We start from the raw sequence: 17,144 nt of genomic DNA, 5'->3' as shown, positions 1-17,144 counted from the left end.
GGAGGGGAGTGCTTTCAGGCCGCGCCGCGCCGCCCGAGATCCGGCCCGCCGGTGCCGGGCCGCAGCTCGACTTCCACACTGCGCCGGGCGAATCCGCCGCCGTGCAGATAGGCCGCCAGATCGCCGCGCCCCTTCACGCGAAGCTTCCGGTAGACCCGCGTCAGATGCTGTTCGACCGTACTGACCGTGATGTACAGCTCGGCGGCGATCTCCCGGTTGGTGCGACCACCGGCCGCGAGGATCACCACGCGCCGCTCGGCGGCGCTCAGCACATCACTGTCACCGTCGGCCGGGCCGACCGACCGCACCGGCTGCGCCGATTCGACCGGCCTGCGGCCGATATCGAGGCGGTGCAGCAACGGCTCCAGCGACAACTCCTCGGCCAGCCGGGTCGCGCGCTGTGCGGTCCGCCGGGCGCGACGGGGCTCACCGAGCAACACCTGCGCCTCGCTCAGGTCGGCCAGCGTGTACGCCAGCTCCATCCGGTCCGGCGCGTTCTCGAGAGATTCGATGGCGCGCAACAGGATATCGCGACGGGGACCGGGATCGCGTTCGGTCGCGGCGACGGTACGCAGCGCGATCCCGTATGCCCGCGGCTGGCCCGGATTCGTACGGTCGAGTTGTTCGGCGGCCAACTCGGCGGCCTGGCGCTCACGCCCCAGACGCAGCAGCACCGCCACCGCATCGGCCCGCCACGGAAGAAATGTCGGCTGATCGATCCCCCATTCCCCCATCAGCCGGCCGCAGGTCGACAGATCGTCCAGTGCGGCCCGCAGCCGATCGCCCGCCAGCAGCCGCCGGCCACGGGAGTAGAGGAACTGAACGCCGTAGCGGGTGTCGAAGACGGCATCGGGCAGCTGAATCAGGCAATCACCGGCGATCTGCCAATCGCCCAGTGCGGTCGCGGCGGTCAGCACTCGCGAGACGACGATGCCGAGTGCGACCCCCCACGCCTGCCGGGGGATCAGTTCCAGCGCCGCCAGCCCGTCGCGCCGGGCCGCCACCATATCGCCGCGGCGGATGGCGATCTCGGCGCGGGTGGTGGTGAGCATCGCCTGCCACGTCACGGCACCCCGCGCGGCCGATTCGCGCAGTAGCGATACGCACCAGCGCTCCGCGAGATCGACGCGATCGGCATGCACCAGAGCCAGCAGCGCGGACACGATCGACGGCAGCGACGCGCCCGACAGCCGGGTGGTCTGCAACAACCACTCGGCTGTCGGGACGGTGTGTTCGGTGGGGCCGATCTCGAGTACGTCCGCCAGCAGCGCCGGGCCGCGCACCGACCGGTTGGCCACGATTCGCGCCCGCGCGCCGCCCGACGGTTCGCCGAGCAGACCCGCACCGGTGAGCAGACCCGGATGCGTCGAGCGCATCCAGGCGCGGATCGAGGTGAGATCGGCCGAGCAGCGATCGTCCAGTACCGCGTCCGCCTGTTCGATGCGCTCGAGTATCGCGGTCGCCGCGCCCGCGCACCCCTGCCACAGCAACGGATTCAGCAGCCCGATCATCTGATCGACCGCCACCCGGCCCGCGCGCACCGCGTCGAGCACGGTCACCACCGATTCGGTGATGTTGTCCGGATTGCTCCGTGACTCGACATGGATGCGCAGAATCGCCAGTGCCAGTTGCTCTTTCGCGGTCGACACCGCGGGCTCCGCGGTGCGCAGGCACTTGGCGGCGAACTCGGGATCGTCGCGCTGCAACGCCTCCCGCGCCGAGGCCAGCAGAATCTCGAGCGCCCACGGCTCGCGCACCGAGCCGGCCGCGACCAGATGGACCGCGATCCGATCCGGACGGCGGTCGTCGGCGTAGAGCAGATCGGCTACCCGGCGATGCAATTCGGCGCAATCGGCAGTGCCGAACTCGCCGAGTACTGCGGCTCGTGCCGCCGGATGCCGGTATCGTTCGCCGTCCAGAATGCCGGCCTCGGTGAGCGCCAGCACGATCGCCGCCGCGATGGCCTCGACCTCGCCGATCAATCGCGGCAGCAGGACGAACGACCCGGATTCGGCCAGCACAGCCAGACAACGCGCCGCGTCCAAGAGCCGGCGGTCGCCACGATACGCGCAGGCCAGGGCGGCCTTGGCGAACTCGTCACCGGCGACCGGTTCGGAAAGCCGTTGCGCCAGAGCCAGACCAGCCGAACCGTTGTCCTCGGCCAGCGCTCGCAACAGAAACGGGCTCCCGCCCGTGACACGGTGCCAGGACTCCGCCAGCCCCGGCCCCACCGGCACGCCGATCCGCTCGGCCAGCATCTCCCGGACACCGTCGACGGTCAGCGGGCCGGTGCGCAACAGATGAAATCGGGGCCGCCGCAGCAGTTCGGTGATCAGCACCGCACGCTCGTCACCGGCGGGCGACGGGAGATCGGTACGGGTGCAGATGATTACGACGCGAGCCGACCGTAGGCGGCCACTGAAATAGAGCAGCGACTGCAGTGAGGCCAGATCCGCGTACTGGAGATCGTCGACGATGATGGCGACCGGCGCCCGCATCGACAATCGCCGCACCATCGCCCACAGTTCCTGATTCGCGTGATTGCGCAGGAACTGCGCATCCCGGTCATCACCCACCCCGGTCAGGTGGGATGCGCTGTCGGACAGCAAGTGCCGGGTCCGAGCGCGCTCCGCGTGGTCACGCAGGCCCGCGAACAGTTGCTGAAGAATTCCGAACGCCTGGTCGCATTCGCGTGGCGAACCCACCGCTTCCAGGATTGTCGCCCCCTGGTCGGACAGCTGCTCGGCGAATATTTCGAGCAATTCCGTCTTGCCGCTTCCGACGGGTCCGGCGATGAGTGATGTTCCCCCCTTCCCGGCAATACATTGGTGATAGATTCGCTCCAGAGTTACAAGCTGTGATCGACGTTCGACAAACAACGGGGCGCCCTCATCTCGCTCTTGGCGACCACGCACCAGGGATCGAGGAACCTCGTCGTTCTGCCCCGGAGCACCACGATACGGGACTTCCGGGGCAGTCCTCGTACCGTTCGGGCGAAAAGGGCACGGTATTTCGAAAAGCGGTACCGTGCCGTTCTGTCCGACTGAGTGTGAATTGCGGTCGGCCGAATAGAAGCATTACCGTGCAGCTATCGTAACCGACCGCTCGACCGGGTGCAGGATACCGTTGGGGGCCATGGTCGGTCGATATCCGGAATACAGGGTTTTTTCCGTTTTTCCGATTCCATTCACACTGAGCGGAAAAGGCTCGGCCGAAATCTCAGCCGAACACCTGCCGGTCCAGCTCCGAGTGGAACTGGACGTATTCGAATTCGACGCCGTCGGGATGCCGGACCAGGAACCCGCGACCGGCCGGCCCGTCGAACGGCGGCACCGTCACCTCGGCTCCGGAACCCACGAGCAGAGTCACCGTGGCGTCGAGATCCTCGACGATCACCGGCCCGACCGTGCCTCGGTAGCGGTCCAGTGCCTCGTCGATTCCGGCCACCACACAGAAGTCGCCGATGAGCGCGATATCGAAGCGGCCGAAGGTGACCTGGAAATCGGGCGCTCGGCCGACGAGTTGGCGCAACACCTCGACGGTGCCGTCCAGATCGTTGGTCAGAACGCGGGCGTAGGTCTTGCGGGTCCGGTGGGTCATGGATCTCCTATCGTTGCGGCTGCCGGTCCGCACCGACCAACCGCAGCACCTGTCTTGCGACACTGTCGTTTTCGCGAAAGCCGAGCGCATTGGTGCGCGGCCTGCTGAAGGCGCCCGCGATTCGCAGGCTGGTATGTGGCCCCAGGGCGAAGCGCCGCGGGTGCACGACACCATCGATGTCGAAAAGCTGTCCGTCGATACCGGAGGTATGGATGCGGCCGGTGCTGTAGGCGGTCGTCTCACCGACGAGTCGCTCCGCGCCCAGCCGGCCGCGATCGTGCAGGGCGCGCACGATCGGATTGGTCGTACGGGTGACATCCGGTGGTGGCAGCCGGGCGTCGACGAGGGTCGTGGCCGTCACCGTGCCGAGCGCCTTGCGACTGCCGCCGAGGAACAGCCCCCGCTTCTCATCGGTCGCCACCCACATCTCGGGTCCCACGAATGTGACGACCCCGGCCCGTTCCAACGCCAGTAGTTCCTCGAGTCGCGCCCGGGGCGGGCCGCTGCCGATATAGCTGAAAAAGCCGAACCACCATCCGTCCACATCGAACAGTTGCGAAGCCGGGTCCAGCTTTCCGGTGGCGACGGCGGCCGGCAGTTGCCGGAACACCGAGAGCATCGCGTTCACCGCGCCGAGATCCGCGCTGAACGCGCTGTCCCCGCCGCGGTCGAGCACCTGCGCGATGTGCTCGCGGACCCGCGTGGCCAGTGCGGATGCGTCGGCGGCGGTCACCTCCACCAGAGGGCTGTCGAGTGCGACCGGGTCGAATCGATCTGTTTCGGCGGGAACGGCTTTGGCCACCAGTGTTCGTAATTCCACACTGTCCCAATCGAGTTCGCGATAGAGATCGGCGAATTCGGCGAACTCCATACGCACGCGTTGCGGATGGGCGGTGAACAACTCGGTGTAGTAGCCCCAGCCGAGTTCCTTCGCGATCAACGGCCACAGATCCGGCCGGAAGCGGATCGGGCCGGGGCGGGCCGCCAACCCGGCGATCTCGTCCGGGCTGAAGAACCGCGGCAGTTCCGCTGCGGCACCGAGCAATCCGTAACCGGGCTTGGGCCGGTACGGGACGCCGCGGCGCGAACCGATGTACAGGGTCGGCTCGGCGCCGGAGCGGCGGTAGACGAGTTCTCCGTCGGCGGCGGTGGTGTACCGGCCGCCGCGGCCCTCGGTCAGCAGGGTCAGCAGATCGATGAACGCCAATCCGAATCCGCGCACCAGCACCGCTTCGCCGGATTCGATCGGCGACAGGTCGGTATCGGCGGTGTAGCCGGGTGGAAAGTACTTGCGGCCGTGGCGGTCTGCGAAATCGCTCAGCGACCACCCGGCCTCGTCGGTCTCGCCGTCGAGGTGACCGACGGTGAGTACGACCACGTCGGCCCGCAGCGGCTGCGTTTCGTCGCGCAACCACACGAGCTGGTCCCCGTCGTCGGATTCGGTGAGATCGACCGCCTCGGTGGTGTGTACCCGCACCTCGACCGAGTCCGGACGGGTGTCGAGGATCCGGCGATAGCACCACGACAGGTAGGCGCCCTGCATGCGGCGGGTGTGGAAGGTCGCGGGTGTGGCGCGGTGCAACTCCTCGCGCAGATCGGGGTCGACGTCGAGGCTCAGGGTGCCGTCGCGGACCTGGGCAATCCATTCGGCGAGAGTGGGTCCCGGCATCGGCGGCCCTTCGCACCGCACGGTGTCGTCGGTGAACATGGTGACGTCGGCGGCCTTGGAGTTCATCAGCAGCAGCGGCGACTGATCGTGGCGCCAGACCCGTCCGGGGCCGGGTGGATAGGGATCGATCAGGTGGATCACGAGGTGGTGCTCGCCGAGTAGTTCGGGCGCGCTCGCGCAGATTCGCTCCAGGACGCCGACGCCCTTGGGCCCCGCGCCCACGATGGCAACGGCGGCCGGCGAAGCAGGTTGATACATGGACGACTCCGCTGGATCAGCCCGGCACCGTGGCCACCGGCCGATCGGAGACCTGCCGGTCCTCCGAACGCACCGCGGTCGCGGCGAGCAGCTGTCTGGTGTACGGGTCTCGGGGATGGGCGAATACGCGGGTCGCCTCGCCGTCCTCCACGATCCGGCCGTCCTTCATCACCAGGATCCGGTCGCTGAGATGGTGGATGACCCCCAGATCGTGGGAGATGAACAGCATGGCGACACCGAGTTCGTGCTGCAGGGATGTGAGCAGGTCGAGGATCTGCGCTTGGACCGATACATCCAGTGCCGAGACCGGTTCGTCGCAGACGAGGATCTCCGGATTCGGTGCCAGCGCGCGGGCGATACCCACTCGCTGCCGCTGACCACCGGACAGTTCACGCGGGCGGCGGTCGAGCACATTGCCCGCCAATCCGACGTGATCGAGAAGTTCGAGGGCGCGGGTGCGGCGAGCCGGCCCCCGGGGTACGCCGCCGCGCGCGATGGCGGCACCGAGAATTCCGGCCACGGTGAGCCGGGGATCGAAGGAGCCCAGCGCATCCTGGTAGATCGCCTGGATCCGGTGCCGATGCGGGCGGCGGCGGCGTTCGCGCAGTTCACTCCACGCCAGCCCGTCGAAATCGACAGTGCCGGTGTCGGGCCTGGTCAAACCGAGCACGATCCGGCCCGTCGTGGTCTTGCCGGAGCCCGATTCACCGACCACGCCGAGCACCTCCCCCGATCGAAGCCGGAACGACACCTCGCGCACCGCATGGTGGCGTACCCCGCCCGGACCGCGGTAGGACTTGCCGATGGAGTCGACCTCGAGCAGGATGCGGCCCGCCTCGGTGGCGGGTGCGACCGAGGGGATGCGCAGTGGCGCGACGAGCACGGCATCGGGATGCCAGCATCGGACGTCATGCGCATCGGTGGCGGAATGTGCTGCGAGGAAGGGGAGTTCGTGTAGGCATCGCTCGTCGACATGCGGGCAGCGGACGGCGTACGGGCACCCCCCGGTGTCGGATACTCCGCTCCCTGGCGTGCCCGGCACGCCGCCACCCCGGCCGTCCGGACGGGCGCTGCCCATGCCCGAAAGGTTGCCGCCCTGGTCGTCCGGCGGTGTGCTGAGCCCGCTGCCGTTCCGGCTGTCCGACAGAGTGTTACTCCTGTTGTCCGACAAGCGGTTGCCCCGGCTGTCGCCCGTGGGCACCGCCGCCAGCAGCGCGCGCGTATAGGGGTGCCGTGGGTCGCGCAGAATGCGTTGGGCGGGACCGTATTCCACGATGCGTCCGCCGAACATCACCGCGACCCGGTCCGCGAGCCGGGACACGACGGTCAGGTCGTGACTGATCAGCAGGATCGACATCCCGCCCGCTCGCAGTTCCCGCAGCAGATCCAGGACCTGCGCCGCGACGGTGGCGTCCAGGGCGGTGGTCGGCTCGTCGGCGAGCAGCAGATCGGGTCCCGCGGCGATCGCCGAGGCGATCAGCGCGCGCTGGCGCAATCCGCCCGACAGCTCGTGCGGATACTGGCGGGAGCGGCGCTCGGGTTCGGGCACGCCCACATCGGTGAGCAGCGACAACACCGTGCTGTCGACGGATCCGCGCGCGGTAGCGGTGTGGATTCGCAGCGTTTCCGCGATCTCGGCGCCGGTGCGACGCAAAGGATCCAGCGCGACCATGGCGTCCTGCAGAACCAACGCGATGCGCCGGCCGCGCAGTGTGCGCCAGCCGGGCTCGTCGAGCGCGAGCAGATCGGTGCCCGCGAAGCCGAGCCGGCGGGCGGTGACTGCCGCGTCGTCACCGGTCAGTCCCATCAGAGTGCGCGCGGTGACGCTCTTACCGGAACCGGATTCGCCGATGATGGCCAGGCATTCGCCCTGATGCACCTCGAACGACACATCCCGCACCGCGTGGATCCGGCCGGGACCGGATCCGAAGGCGACATCGAGACCGTCGACCACCAACTGCGGTCCGGTCGTGCCGTGCCCGCTCATGCCACACCCCGCCCGGTGAAACGGGTCCGCAGTGCGCGGCCCACCACATTGACCGCGATCACGGTGCAGGTCACCGCGATTCCGGGAAAGACGCCCACCCACCAGGCGGCCGCTAGGATGCTCTTGCCCTCCGACAGCATCGCGCCCCACTCCGGGGTCGGCGGCTGCAGGCCGAGCCCCAGGAAACTCAGCGCCGACGAGTACAGCATCGAGGTGCCGAAACCGAGCGGCGCCATGACCAGCAACGGCCCGAGCGCATTGGGAACGACGTGCCGGATGATCACCACCGGCCGCGGAATGCCGAGGCCGGTAGCGGATTCCACATAGCCGGACCGGCGCACCAGCAGTGCTTCCGAGCGCACCAGCCGCGCGTACAACGGCAGGAACGCGATCGCGACCGCCACCGCGACATTGCCGGTGCCCGGTCCCAGGGCGGCGATGACCAGCAGGGCCAGCAGCAGCGGCGGCAGGGCCAGCAGGACATCCGCACCGCGCATGAGGACCTGATCGGCGAAGCGGCCACCGAGTGCCGCGAGCAATCCGGTCAGCGTGCCGATCGCCACGGCCAGCGCGGTCGCCAGGACCGCGAGCAGGATCGCGGGCCGGGTGCCGTAGAGCACCCGGGTGAACACATCGCGGCCCAGTTGATCGGTGCCGAACCAGTGTGCGCCGCAAGGGGCTACGAGTGCCTGCTTCATATCGGTCGCCGTCGGTGAGAAGTCGGTGAACAGGCCCGGTGCGATGGCCACCACGACGATCAGAGCCAGCACCGCGGCGGCCGTCACAACGGCGGGCCGGGGAATCCGGAGCCGGGTCTCGAGTGCCGCGGCCGTTTCCGGCACGGCGATATCAGGGGCGGTCAACGGTCAGTCTCCGTTCGTGCGGATACGCGGATCGAGGGCGAGCTGCAGCAGATCGACGAGGGTGGAGATCACCACGAACACCACCGCCGACAGCAGGATGACGCCCATGACGACCGGCATATCCCTGCTGGTAACCGCTTGCAGCACAAGCGATCCGATTCCCGGGCGGCCGAAGACCGTCTCCACCGGGACGACGCCGCCGAGCAGAGTTCCGGTCAGCCAGCCGGTGAGGGTGAGCAGCGGTGCGGCCGCATGCCGCAGGGCATGCCGCACCCGGACCGCCGACAGACTCGCGCCCCGTGCTCGCGCGGTGAGGATGAACGGCTGAGTCAGCGCCGCCTCCAGCCCCTCGCGCAGCACTTGTGACAGCACTCCCGCGATGGACAGCGCGAGCGTGATCGCGGGCAGCACCAGCGCCGCCGGGGTCTGCGCCCCCGCGACCGGGAATGCTCGCAGCTGGAACGAGAACACCGTCAGCAACAGGATGCCGACCCAGTACTGCGGTGCGGAGGTGACGACGAGTTCGGCGGTGGAGATCCCCGCGCGCAGCCGGGGCCGGCGGCCGGCGGTGGCGACCGCGGCGGCGATCGCGATCGCCATCGCCAGTACCAGCGCCGTGACGGCGAGTTCCGCGGTCGGCGCGAGCTGATTCGCGATCAGCGTCGTCACCGGCTGCTGCAACTGGTAGGAGGTCCCGAGTTGTCCGTGCAGCACCATGTTCAGATACGACAGGTACTGCTCGAACACCGGCCGGTCGAATCCGTAGTCGGCGCGCACCTGCGCCCGCAGCCCGGGCGAGGCGGTCATACTCGGGCCGAGCAGCCAGTCCACCGGATCGCCCGGCAACAACTGCAGGGCGATGAATCCCAGTGTGGCGGCGCCGAATACCACCGCGACGGCGGCCAGCAGGCGTTTGCCCACAGCCGTCACCATCCGGATGGCGGCACCTCCGACGACGGCGTCGGGCATGCTGAGTACTTGCACGGTCATGCCTTCCAGGCGTCGTAGAACTGCAGCCAGCCGTTCGGGTCGAATTTCTGCCCGTGCACGCGCTCGGACGAGCCGTCGACAGAGGCCAGGACGCAGAGCGGCACCATCGCACCGGTCTGCAGCACCCGGCGCTGGGTGTCGCCGTAGACCCGATCCCGGATGTGCTGATCGGTGGCGGCCGCGCCGGCGCCGGTCCAATCGTCGATCTGCGGATCCTTCAGATGCGAGACGTTCTGCCCGGCCGGAGGAATGTTCGCGCTGTGGAAGAACAACCGCAGCAGATCGGCTTCCGAACGCGCCCAGCTCACCGAGAACAGCTGGAACCGGCCGTCGCCGACGCGGGCGTTGTACTCGCCCGCGGTCAGGTGCGGATGCTGAACCTCCACACCGATTTTAGCGAGATCGGCCTGTACGGCCTGGTCCAGCAGATTCCGCTGATCGCGGGTGCTCGCCTCGGGCAGTGCGGGCCAGAACAGGGTGAGCCGCTGACCGTTCCTGGTGCGGAAACCCGCGCTGTCCCGGCCGGTCCAGCCCGCGTCGTCGAGAAGCTTGCCGGCGGCTCGGGGATCGTAGTGCCAGGAGTTCTCTACCGTGGGGTCATAGGACCCGGTGGTGGGCGACAGCGGACCCCACGCGCGCTTGTACTGGCCGAAGTAGACCGTCTCTACATCCTGGGCCACATCGATGCCCTGCTGGATCGCCGCGCGGACCCGCTGATCGTCCAGTGGCGCCGCGGCGGTGTTGAGGTGGATGCCGTAGGTCAGGCCGGGTTGATCCACCCGGGTCACCGTCAGATTCGACGCCGCCTCCACGGTGCGAACCTGAATCGGCGGAACAGCCTTGGCGATATCGACCTGGCCGCTGGTCAGCGCTCCGACCCTGGTGGCATCCTCGGGCAGGATCCGGAAGACCAGCGAATCCAGATAGGCCGGACCCTGGTGCGCGGCATCGGCCGGACCCCACCGATAGTTCGGATTGCGGGTCATCACCGCGCTCTGTCCCTTGGTGTACTCGCTGAATACGAACGGCCCGGAACCGACGTCGACCGGACCGCCCGCGCACAATTTGTCCGCGGCGGTGGCGAGGGTCTGCGGCGAGTAGAACCCCAGATACGGCGTACTCGCCGCCTGCAGGAAGGGCGCGAACGGCGCCGAGAAATTGATTCGGACGGTGTAGTCGTCGAGGACGTCGGTACCGGTGTAGGGGCCGAGCAGATTCTTGGCATATTGCGATTTGGTGGACGGTGCCAGGATGTGATCGAAATTCGCTTTCACCGCCGCCGCGGTGAACGGCGTGCCATCGGTGAATGTCACATCCTTACGCAGTGTGAAGGTATAACTCCGCAAATCTTCGGCGGTTGTCCACGCGGTCGCCAGCCAGGGATGGAATTTATGTCCGGAATCCTCGGAAACCAATGAATCGACCACATTGCGCTGAATTTCCGCGGCAATGTCGGCGGACGTCACGTGGATATCGAAACACCCTGGCGCGTCGTTGATTCCGAAGGTCAGCGTACCTCCGGAGACCGGCGTCGACGGTGCCGTTCCGGATGTGCCGGCCCCGGCACATCCGGCAACGAACAAGACGGAAACAATGGAAAGGATCACCAGCCGCAACGGCGAAATCGAGCGCACATATCGGACATTAACAACGAAATTGTCGGCGAGTTACCCCAGAAACGGCGCTCGGATCGCCCGGGAAGCTAGGGGTTGACACCGGTATTCGCCGGCGCGAGCCACTGCCGGGTGATCGCCTGCACCGCAGACCCGTCGACGTCGTGGAGTTTGTCGGCCACGAAACTCCGGGAGAAGTCCGAGGTCTGGATCCGGAAGGGCGGTGCGGGGTCGGTCAGCGCGTACACCACGTACTCGGCGACTTCGGCGGAGGTCTGCACCGCACCGGCGATCATGCCGGGCAGATATTCCAGATAGTTCGCATAAGCGGCCTTGTACTGCCCGGCATCGGCCGCCGCCCGCAGCGCCACCCGGTCGATGGGCATATTGTCGCCGAACGAGGAGGCGATCGGGCCCGGCTGCACGACCGATACCGTCACCCCCACCTCCGCCGCTACCGCGGCCAACGCCTCCATATACGTTTCGGTCGCGGCCTTACCTGCGCAGTAGGCCTCGTTGAACGGCTGGCCGACCGAGCCGTAGGCACTGCCCACGGTGATCAGGCGTCCACCGGCGGCGCGCAGATGCGGCAGGGCGGCCCGGCTCACCGCGAGGACGCCGAAGAAGTTGACCTCCATTCCGAATCGGATCTGGTCCAGGCTCAGCAACTCCAGGGTGCCGATACTGCCGACTCCGGCATTGTTCACCACCGCGTCCAACCGGCCGTGGGTGTGCAGCACACCGGAGATCGTCTCCTCGATGCTGTCCGGTTCGGTGACGTCGAGGCGACGGATGTCGAGTTCCACCCCGGCCGCATCTGCCGCCTCGCGCAGGGCATCGGTCCGGCCGAGGTCGCGTACGGTGGCGACGACCGCGTATCCGGCACGGGCGGCCGCGACCGCGGCGGCGAGGCCGACACCGGAGGAAGTGCCGGTGATCAGGACGGTTTTCGTTGCGGGGGCTGCGTTTTCGCTCATGGTTCGGACGCTAACAACCGGGCCGCGCGCATATCACCCCTAAGCAGCGCGGTCTGGTACCCGCGGCGCGGCCCGGAAATAGGGGTTCTGAACTGTTGACGGTCACCGGCGAGCGAGCCGGGGCAGCACCGTCTCGGCCAGGTGCCCTACATCGGCGGCGCCACACGGCCGGAATCTGATGCCGTCGAATCCCGCACTGAGCCACTCGTCGCATCGCGCCAGCAGCTGTTCGCCGGTGCCGACGACGATCGCCGCATCCGAACGCAACGGGGTCGCGGCCCGGCGATCGAGTTCGGCCATCCGATCGGCGGCCGCGCCGGCCGCCTCGTCGAGGCAGACCGTCACATCGGCGAATGTCCGCAGCGGAGAATGCCGTTCGGATTCCATGGCACGCACTTCCGCCAGTATGGCCCGCGCCTGCGCCGCGGTCCGGGGCGTGAGCGCCACATCGTCGCACGAGCCGGCCGCGAGCCGGTACGGGATCGTCGTATGCGCGAGGGCCCACAGCCGGGGCCGAGTGGAGGCTCCCGCCCATGCCGCGCGCACGCCGGTGAGTGTCCGTGCCGCGTCGGTGAATCGGAGATCCATCCCACGCAGGATCTCGGGGTCGGTCAGGTCGAGATCGGGTGGTGTCGGCGAGGGCATGGGCCCGGCGCCCACGTGGCGGTTGGTCACCCGCACTTGCAGATCGATGCCGGTGCCGAGAAGGTCGCGTGCGGTCTCTCGATCGAGATCGGCGACGGTGACCGTGGGCACCGCGATGCTGCGCGAATCGCCGTCCGTCGACCGGCGCGCGATCGACAAGGCATCGACCGCGACGAGCCGCCAACTGTTCGGTCCGTCGTGCGCATGCGCGACGTTGTCGATGCCGAGGTATCGCGGCGGATATGCCGCGCGCCGCAGCAGCTCGGCTTGTGCGACCAGATCGTCGGCCCACCGCCGGGCCGAATAGTCTCGGCCCACAACCGATCCCGGATGCCAGCCCCCTGCCCGCAGAACGACGGCGGTGAGTACGGCCATCAGCGTCCACCCCCGTCCAGCGCGCCGATCCAGTGGGCGACGGCGGCGGCGGTTCCGGCGGAACCGTCCTCCAGCACCGAGTAATGATCACCGGAGACATCGGCGGTGTGGTCCGCGTACGGCCAGTCGGCCTGCCAGCCGTCGTCCTCGCTCGGCATACCGGGCAGAGGATCCAGGGCGCGCACCAGCAGTGCCGGTACCGGGATCGAGTCCGCGGTCAGCTCCGCGGTGAGCCGCAGATAGGCGCCCATCGTGGTGAGCCGATGAGGTGACAGCTCGAGCCCCAGATCGTCGATGCGTCGCACCATGCCGTCGATGAGGGCCGGCATCCACCACTGTTTGCCCGGCAGTGCGGGTGTGTCCATCGGGTAGGTGTCGATCACCGCCAGCCCGCGCGGCGGTCGCTGTGCGGCAACCAGTTCGGCGGCCACCGCATGCGCGACACATCCGCCGAGTGACCGGCCGACCAGGAAGAATTCCCGATCGCCGACAGTGTCGAGGATCGTCGTCAGCTGCGAGCGCAGATAGGTGCGCAGATCCCGGGGTACCGCGGATTCCGCGCGGTACCCCGGTGCTTCCATGGCGTACACGGGATGACGATCGCCGAGAGCCCGGGCGAAACCGGCGAATTCGTGCGGGCCCGACATCGCGGTCAGTGCGGGGAAACACACGATGGGGGGTGCGTCACCTCCGGCGGCGAGCCGGACCGGCGGTGGTGTGGCGGTCCGGACGTCGCCCGGGCCGAATCGGGGGCGGGTGTGCGAGGCCGCGGTGATCAATGTCGCGGCCGCCTCGATCGCCCCCGCCCGATTGAGTTCGAGGTAGAGCGCGGGCAGCGAGCCGTCGCTTGCCGCCCGAGCGCCGTCGGCCCGGTTCGCCCGCAGATGGTCCGCCAGTGCGGCGGAGGTGGGAAATTCGATCGGCGCGCTGACCGCCACCGCGGTGCCCAGTCGCGCACGCAACTGCTCGGTCAATTCGACAGCGGCCAGTGAGGTCATCCCGAGTTCGGCGAAGGGCGTGTCCCCCTCGACCCGGCTGACGTCGCCGAGTCCCAGCACCCCCGCGGCGGCTCGGCGCACCAGCTCGAGCAGCTCGGCGGCGGAGCGCGGTGCGGGATCGGGTTCCGGTGCGGCCGCGGCGGGCGGAGTCGGCAACGGGGTTGGTTCGCGCGCACCGGTGAGGGCGGGTCCCGGTGGGAGCCAGTAGGTGTCCCGATCGAAGGCATAGGTCGGTAATCCCCGTGCCGCGGGCCCGGTGCCGATGATCCGTTCCCAATCGATCCCCGCGCCCGCCAGCTCCAACCGGGCCGCGGCCGCGAGCACGGTATCGGCTTCGGGCCGGTCGCGGCGCGTAGTGGCCGTCACCGTGGGGCCGGGTCCCGTGGCGGCGACGGTGGCGGTCGCCGGTGGTGTCAGATGTGCGTCGGGCCCGATTTCCACCAGGTCGGTGACACCGAGCCGGAGAAGTTCTCGCACGGTGTCGTGGAACAGCACCGGCTGCCGGACCTGGCGCACCCAGTACCGCGGCGCGCCGATCGTCTCGGCGGAGGCCACCGTGGCGGTCACCGTGGACAGCAGTGGAATCGACGGCTCGCCGAAAGGTAGTGCTGCTATGGCTGTTTCGAATCCGTCGAGCATGGGATCGAGGCAGCGGGAGTGGAAGGCGTGGCTGACATCGAGCCCTCGCGCCCGCCGCCCGAGGGCCAGTACCGTCTCGCGCACCGTGCCGACCGCGCCGGCCGGTCCGGACACGACGATCGCGGTGGGCCCGTTGACCGCGGCGAGGTCGACTCCGTCGTGCCAGCCCGGCGCGGCCGAATCCAGCTCCTCCACCGACATGTCCACCGCCAGCATCGCACCGACGGGTGGTAGTTCCTGCATGCGGACCGCGCGCTCGGCCACCAGCTCGGCCGCGGCCTCCAGGGTGAGTACGCCGGATACGTGCGCGGCGGAGATCTCGCCGATCGAGTGACCACAGACGTAATCCGGTCGCGCACCCCAGGATTCGAGCAGTCGGAACAGCGCGACCTCGAAGGCGAACAGCGCGGGTTGCGCGATGACGGTCGGCGCCACTGCGGCCGGATCGCTCGCCTCCCGTACGAGGGTGGCGAGTGTGCCGGCGATCCGGCCGCCCAGCCGCTCGTCCAGTAGCGCGAGGGTCTGTCCATAGACCTCCGAGAATGCCGGGAAGCGTTGCGCCAGTGCGGTTCCCATTCCCGGGCGTTGGCTGCCCTGACCGGTGAACAGGTAGCCGACGATCCCGTGGCGGCGCGCGATGCCCGACACGGTGGTGGGCGCCCGTGTACCCTCTGCCCAGGCCGCCAGCCGATCTCCGAATTCGGCCGTACCGGAGCCGATCACCACCGCCCGGTGCGGCAGCCGGGCCCGGCCGGTGAGCAGCCCGCGAGCGATATCGGCCGGGTCTGCCCGGGGATTCCGCCGTACATAGTCGGCGAGATTGTGTGCCTGCCGCCGCAAGGCCGAATCCGTGTGCGCGGACAGCAACCATGCCGTCGTTCCGGCGGATGCTCCGCTGATGCGCGAGTCCGGCGCCGGAGTGGACGACGCCAGCCGAACAGTCTCGCTGTTCGCCGCAATACTCACGGCTTCCCCGGTCGCACGCGACCCCCCACTCGACGCCGGTTCGGATGTGACAACCGGTTCGGATGCCGTCATTGTGACAAATGCGGACTCGTGGGCGGCCGGCTGGAGTGGACCCACCTTCCCGTTGCGGCCCAGAGGTTCCGCTGCACCGGGCTCGACCACCGGTGCCTGCTCGAGGATCAGATGCGCGTTGGTCCCGCTCACACCGAACGCCGACACACCCACCCGGCGCGCTCGACCGTTATCGGGCCACACCACCGGCTCCGACAACACCCGCACCGACCCCGCCGACCAATCCACATGCTCACTGGGCACATCGGCATGCAACGACACCGGCAACACACCCTGCCGCAACGCCTGCACCATCTTGATCACCCCACCCACACCCGCCGCCGCGGCGGTGTGGCCGATATTCGATTTGAGGGAACCGATGTACAGCGGGTGGCGGCGATCGGCGCGCCCGTAGGTCTGGATCAGCGCGTTCGCCTCGATCGGATCGCCGAGCGTGGTTCCGGTTCCGTGCGCCTCGACCGCATCGACATCGCCCGGCTCCAACCCCGCCGCGGCCAATGCCCGGCGGATCACCCGCTGCTGCGCGGCACCGCTGGGCGCGGTCAGACCATTCGACGCACCATCCTGATTGATCGCCGTGGAACGGATCACCGCCAGCACGTCCCGGCCCGACCGCTGTGCGTCCGACAAGCGTTGCAGGACGATCACTCCCACGCCTTCGGCCCAGCCGGTCCCGTCGGCTCCCGCCCCGAACGACCGGCACCGGCCATCCGGCGACAGTCCCCGCTGCCGGGAGAATTCGATGAATCCGGCGGGCGAGGTGAGCAGGGTGACGCCTCCGGCCAGTGCCAGATCGCATTCACCGCCGCGCAGCGCCGAGACGGCGAGATGAATCGACACCAGCGACGATGAGCACGCCGTGTCGACCGACACCGCCGGCCCCTCCAGACCGAACGTGTACGCCACTCGACCCGACGCCACACTCACCGAGGTACCGACACCGACGTACCCCTCCAATTCCGGCGGTACCGCCGTCCAGTAGCCATCGGCGTAGTCGTCGGCGACGATGCCGGTGTAGACGCCGGTATTGCTGCCCCGCAACGACAACGGATCGATCCCGGCACCCTCGAGCGCTTCCCACGACACCTCCAGCAACTGACGCTGCTGCGGATCGGTCGCCAGCGCTTCCCGAGGCGACATACCGAACAAACCCGCATCGAAATCCGCCACACCCGAGACAAATCCACCCGAACGCACATACGACGCCCCCACTCGGGTGGGATCCGCATCGAACAGGCCTTCGGCATCCCAGCCGCGATCGGCGGGCCAGGGCCCGACGGCATCGGTCCCGGCCGCGACCAGTTTCCACAGATCGTCGGCCGAGCGCACCCCGCCGGGATACCGGCAGCCCATCCCCACCACGGCGATCGGCTCGACCGCCGCGGCGCGCACCTGCTGGAGTTCGGCGCGCAAGTCCTGGCCGTCGGCGATCGCCTTCTTCAGGTATGCGCGCAGTTTGGCTTCCCGCGAGGTGCCGGGTTGTTCGCCGGGT

Annotated in this window: 9 protein-coding genes and 1 pseudogene; all 10 read right to left on the bottom strand. The window is 68.7% G+C overall.

What is annotated here, in order from left to right:
* Window positions 1–14 precede the first annotated feature (14 nt).
* Window positions 15–2,915 (bottom strand): AAA family ATPase, encoded by a 2,901-nt coding sequence (locus AB0L57_RS01400; protein ID WP_364955251.1) that lies wholly within the window; start codon window positions 2,913–2,915, stop codon window positions 15–17.
* Between the two features lie 304 nt (window positions 2,916–3,219).
* Entirely contained in the window at window positions 3,220–3,600 is a 381-nt protein-coding gene (locus AB0L57_RS01395) for a VOC family protein (protein WP_364955249.1), read from the bottom strand.
* A 7-nt stretch (window positions 3,601–3,607) separates the two neighbouring features.
* The gene (locus tag AB0L57_RS01390) at window positions 3,608–5,527 is read right to left on the bottom strand and encodes an FAD/NAD(P)-binding protein (protein ID WP_364955246.1); all 1,920 of its coding nucleotides are present in this window, start codon (window positions 5,525–5,527) and stop codon (window positions 3,608–3,610) included.
* A 16-nt stretch (window positions 5,528–5,543) separates the two neighbouring features.
* On the bottom strand, window positions 5,544–7,514 hold the full coding sequence (locus AB0L57_RS01385; protein WP_364955243.1) for an ABC transporter ATP-binding protein: 1,971 nt from the start codon (window positions 7,512–7,514) through the stop codon (window positions 5,544–5,546).
* Window positions 7,511–8,377, bottom strand: a complete 867-nt coding sequence (locus AB0L57_RS01380; protein WP_364955240.1) for an ABC transporter permease — start codon at window positions 8,375–8,377, stop codon at window positions 7,511–7,513. Before AB0L57_RS01380 ends, AB0L57_RS01385 begins: the two co-directional genes overlap by 4 nt.
* A gap of 3 nt (window positions 8,378–8,380) precedes the next feature.
* Window positions 8,381–9,367, bottom strand: a complete 987-nt coding sequence (locus tag AB0L57_RS01375; protein ID WP_364955237.1) for an ABC transporter permease — start codon at window positions 9,365–9,367, stop codon at window positions 8,381–8,383.
* Window positions 9,364–10,833: an ABC transporter substrate-binding protein gene (locus AB0L57_RS01370; protein WP_364955234.1), complete on the bottom strand. Its 1,470-nt coding sequence runs from the start codon at window positions 10,831–10,833 to the stop codon at window positions 9,364–9,366. Before AB0L57_RS01370 ends, AB0L57_RS01375 begins: the two co-directional genes overlap by 4 nt.
* A gap of 236 nt (window positions 10,834–11,069) precedes the next feature.
* Entirely contained in the window at window positions 11,070–11,957 is an 888-nt protein-coding gene (locus tag AB0L57_RS01365; RefSeq protein WP_364955231.1) for an SDR family NAD(P)-dependent oxidoreductase, read from the bottom strand.
* Between the two features lie 102 nt (window positions 11,958–12,059).
* Window positions 12,060–12,977 carry a hypothetical protein gene (locus AB0L57_RS01360; protein WP_364955228.1) on the bottom strand — a complete coding sequence of 306 codons (918 nt, stop codon included), beginning with the start codon at window positions 12,975–12,977 and terminating at the stop codon, window positions 12,060–12,062.
* Between the two features lie 53 nt (window positions 12,978–13,030).
* A pseudogene (locus tag AB0L57_RS01355) lies at window positions 13,031–17,107 on the bottom strand (alpha/beta fold hydrolase); the annotation flags it as partial.
* Between the last annotated feature and the right edge of the window lie 37 nt (window positions 17,108–17,144).

Origin of the sequence: Nocardia sp. NPDC052254 (genome assembly GCF_040679495.1) — a bacterium.
Classification (GTDB): domain Bacteria; phylum Actinomycetota; class Actinomycetes; order Mycobacteriales; family Mycobacteriaceae; genus Nocardia.
Note: the sequence above shows the minus strand (reverse complement) of the source record. Positions and strands in the feature narration are given on the sequence as shown.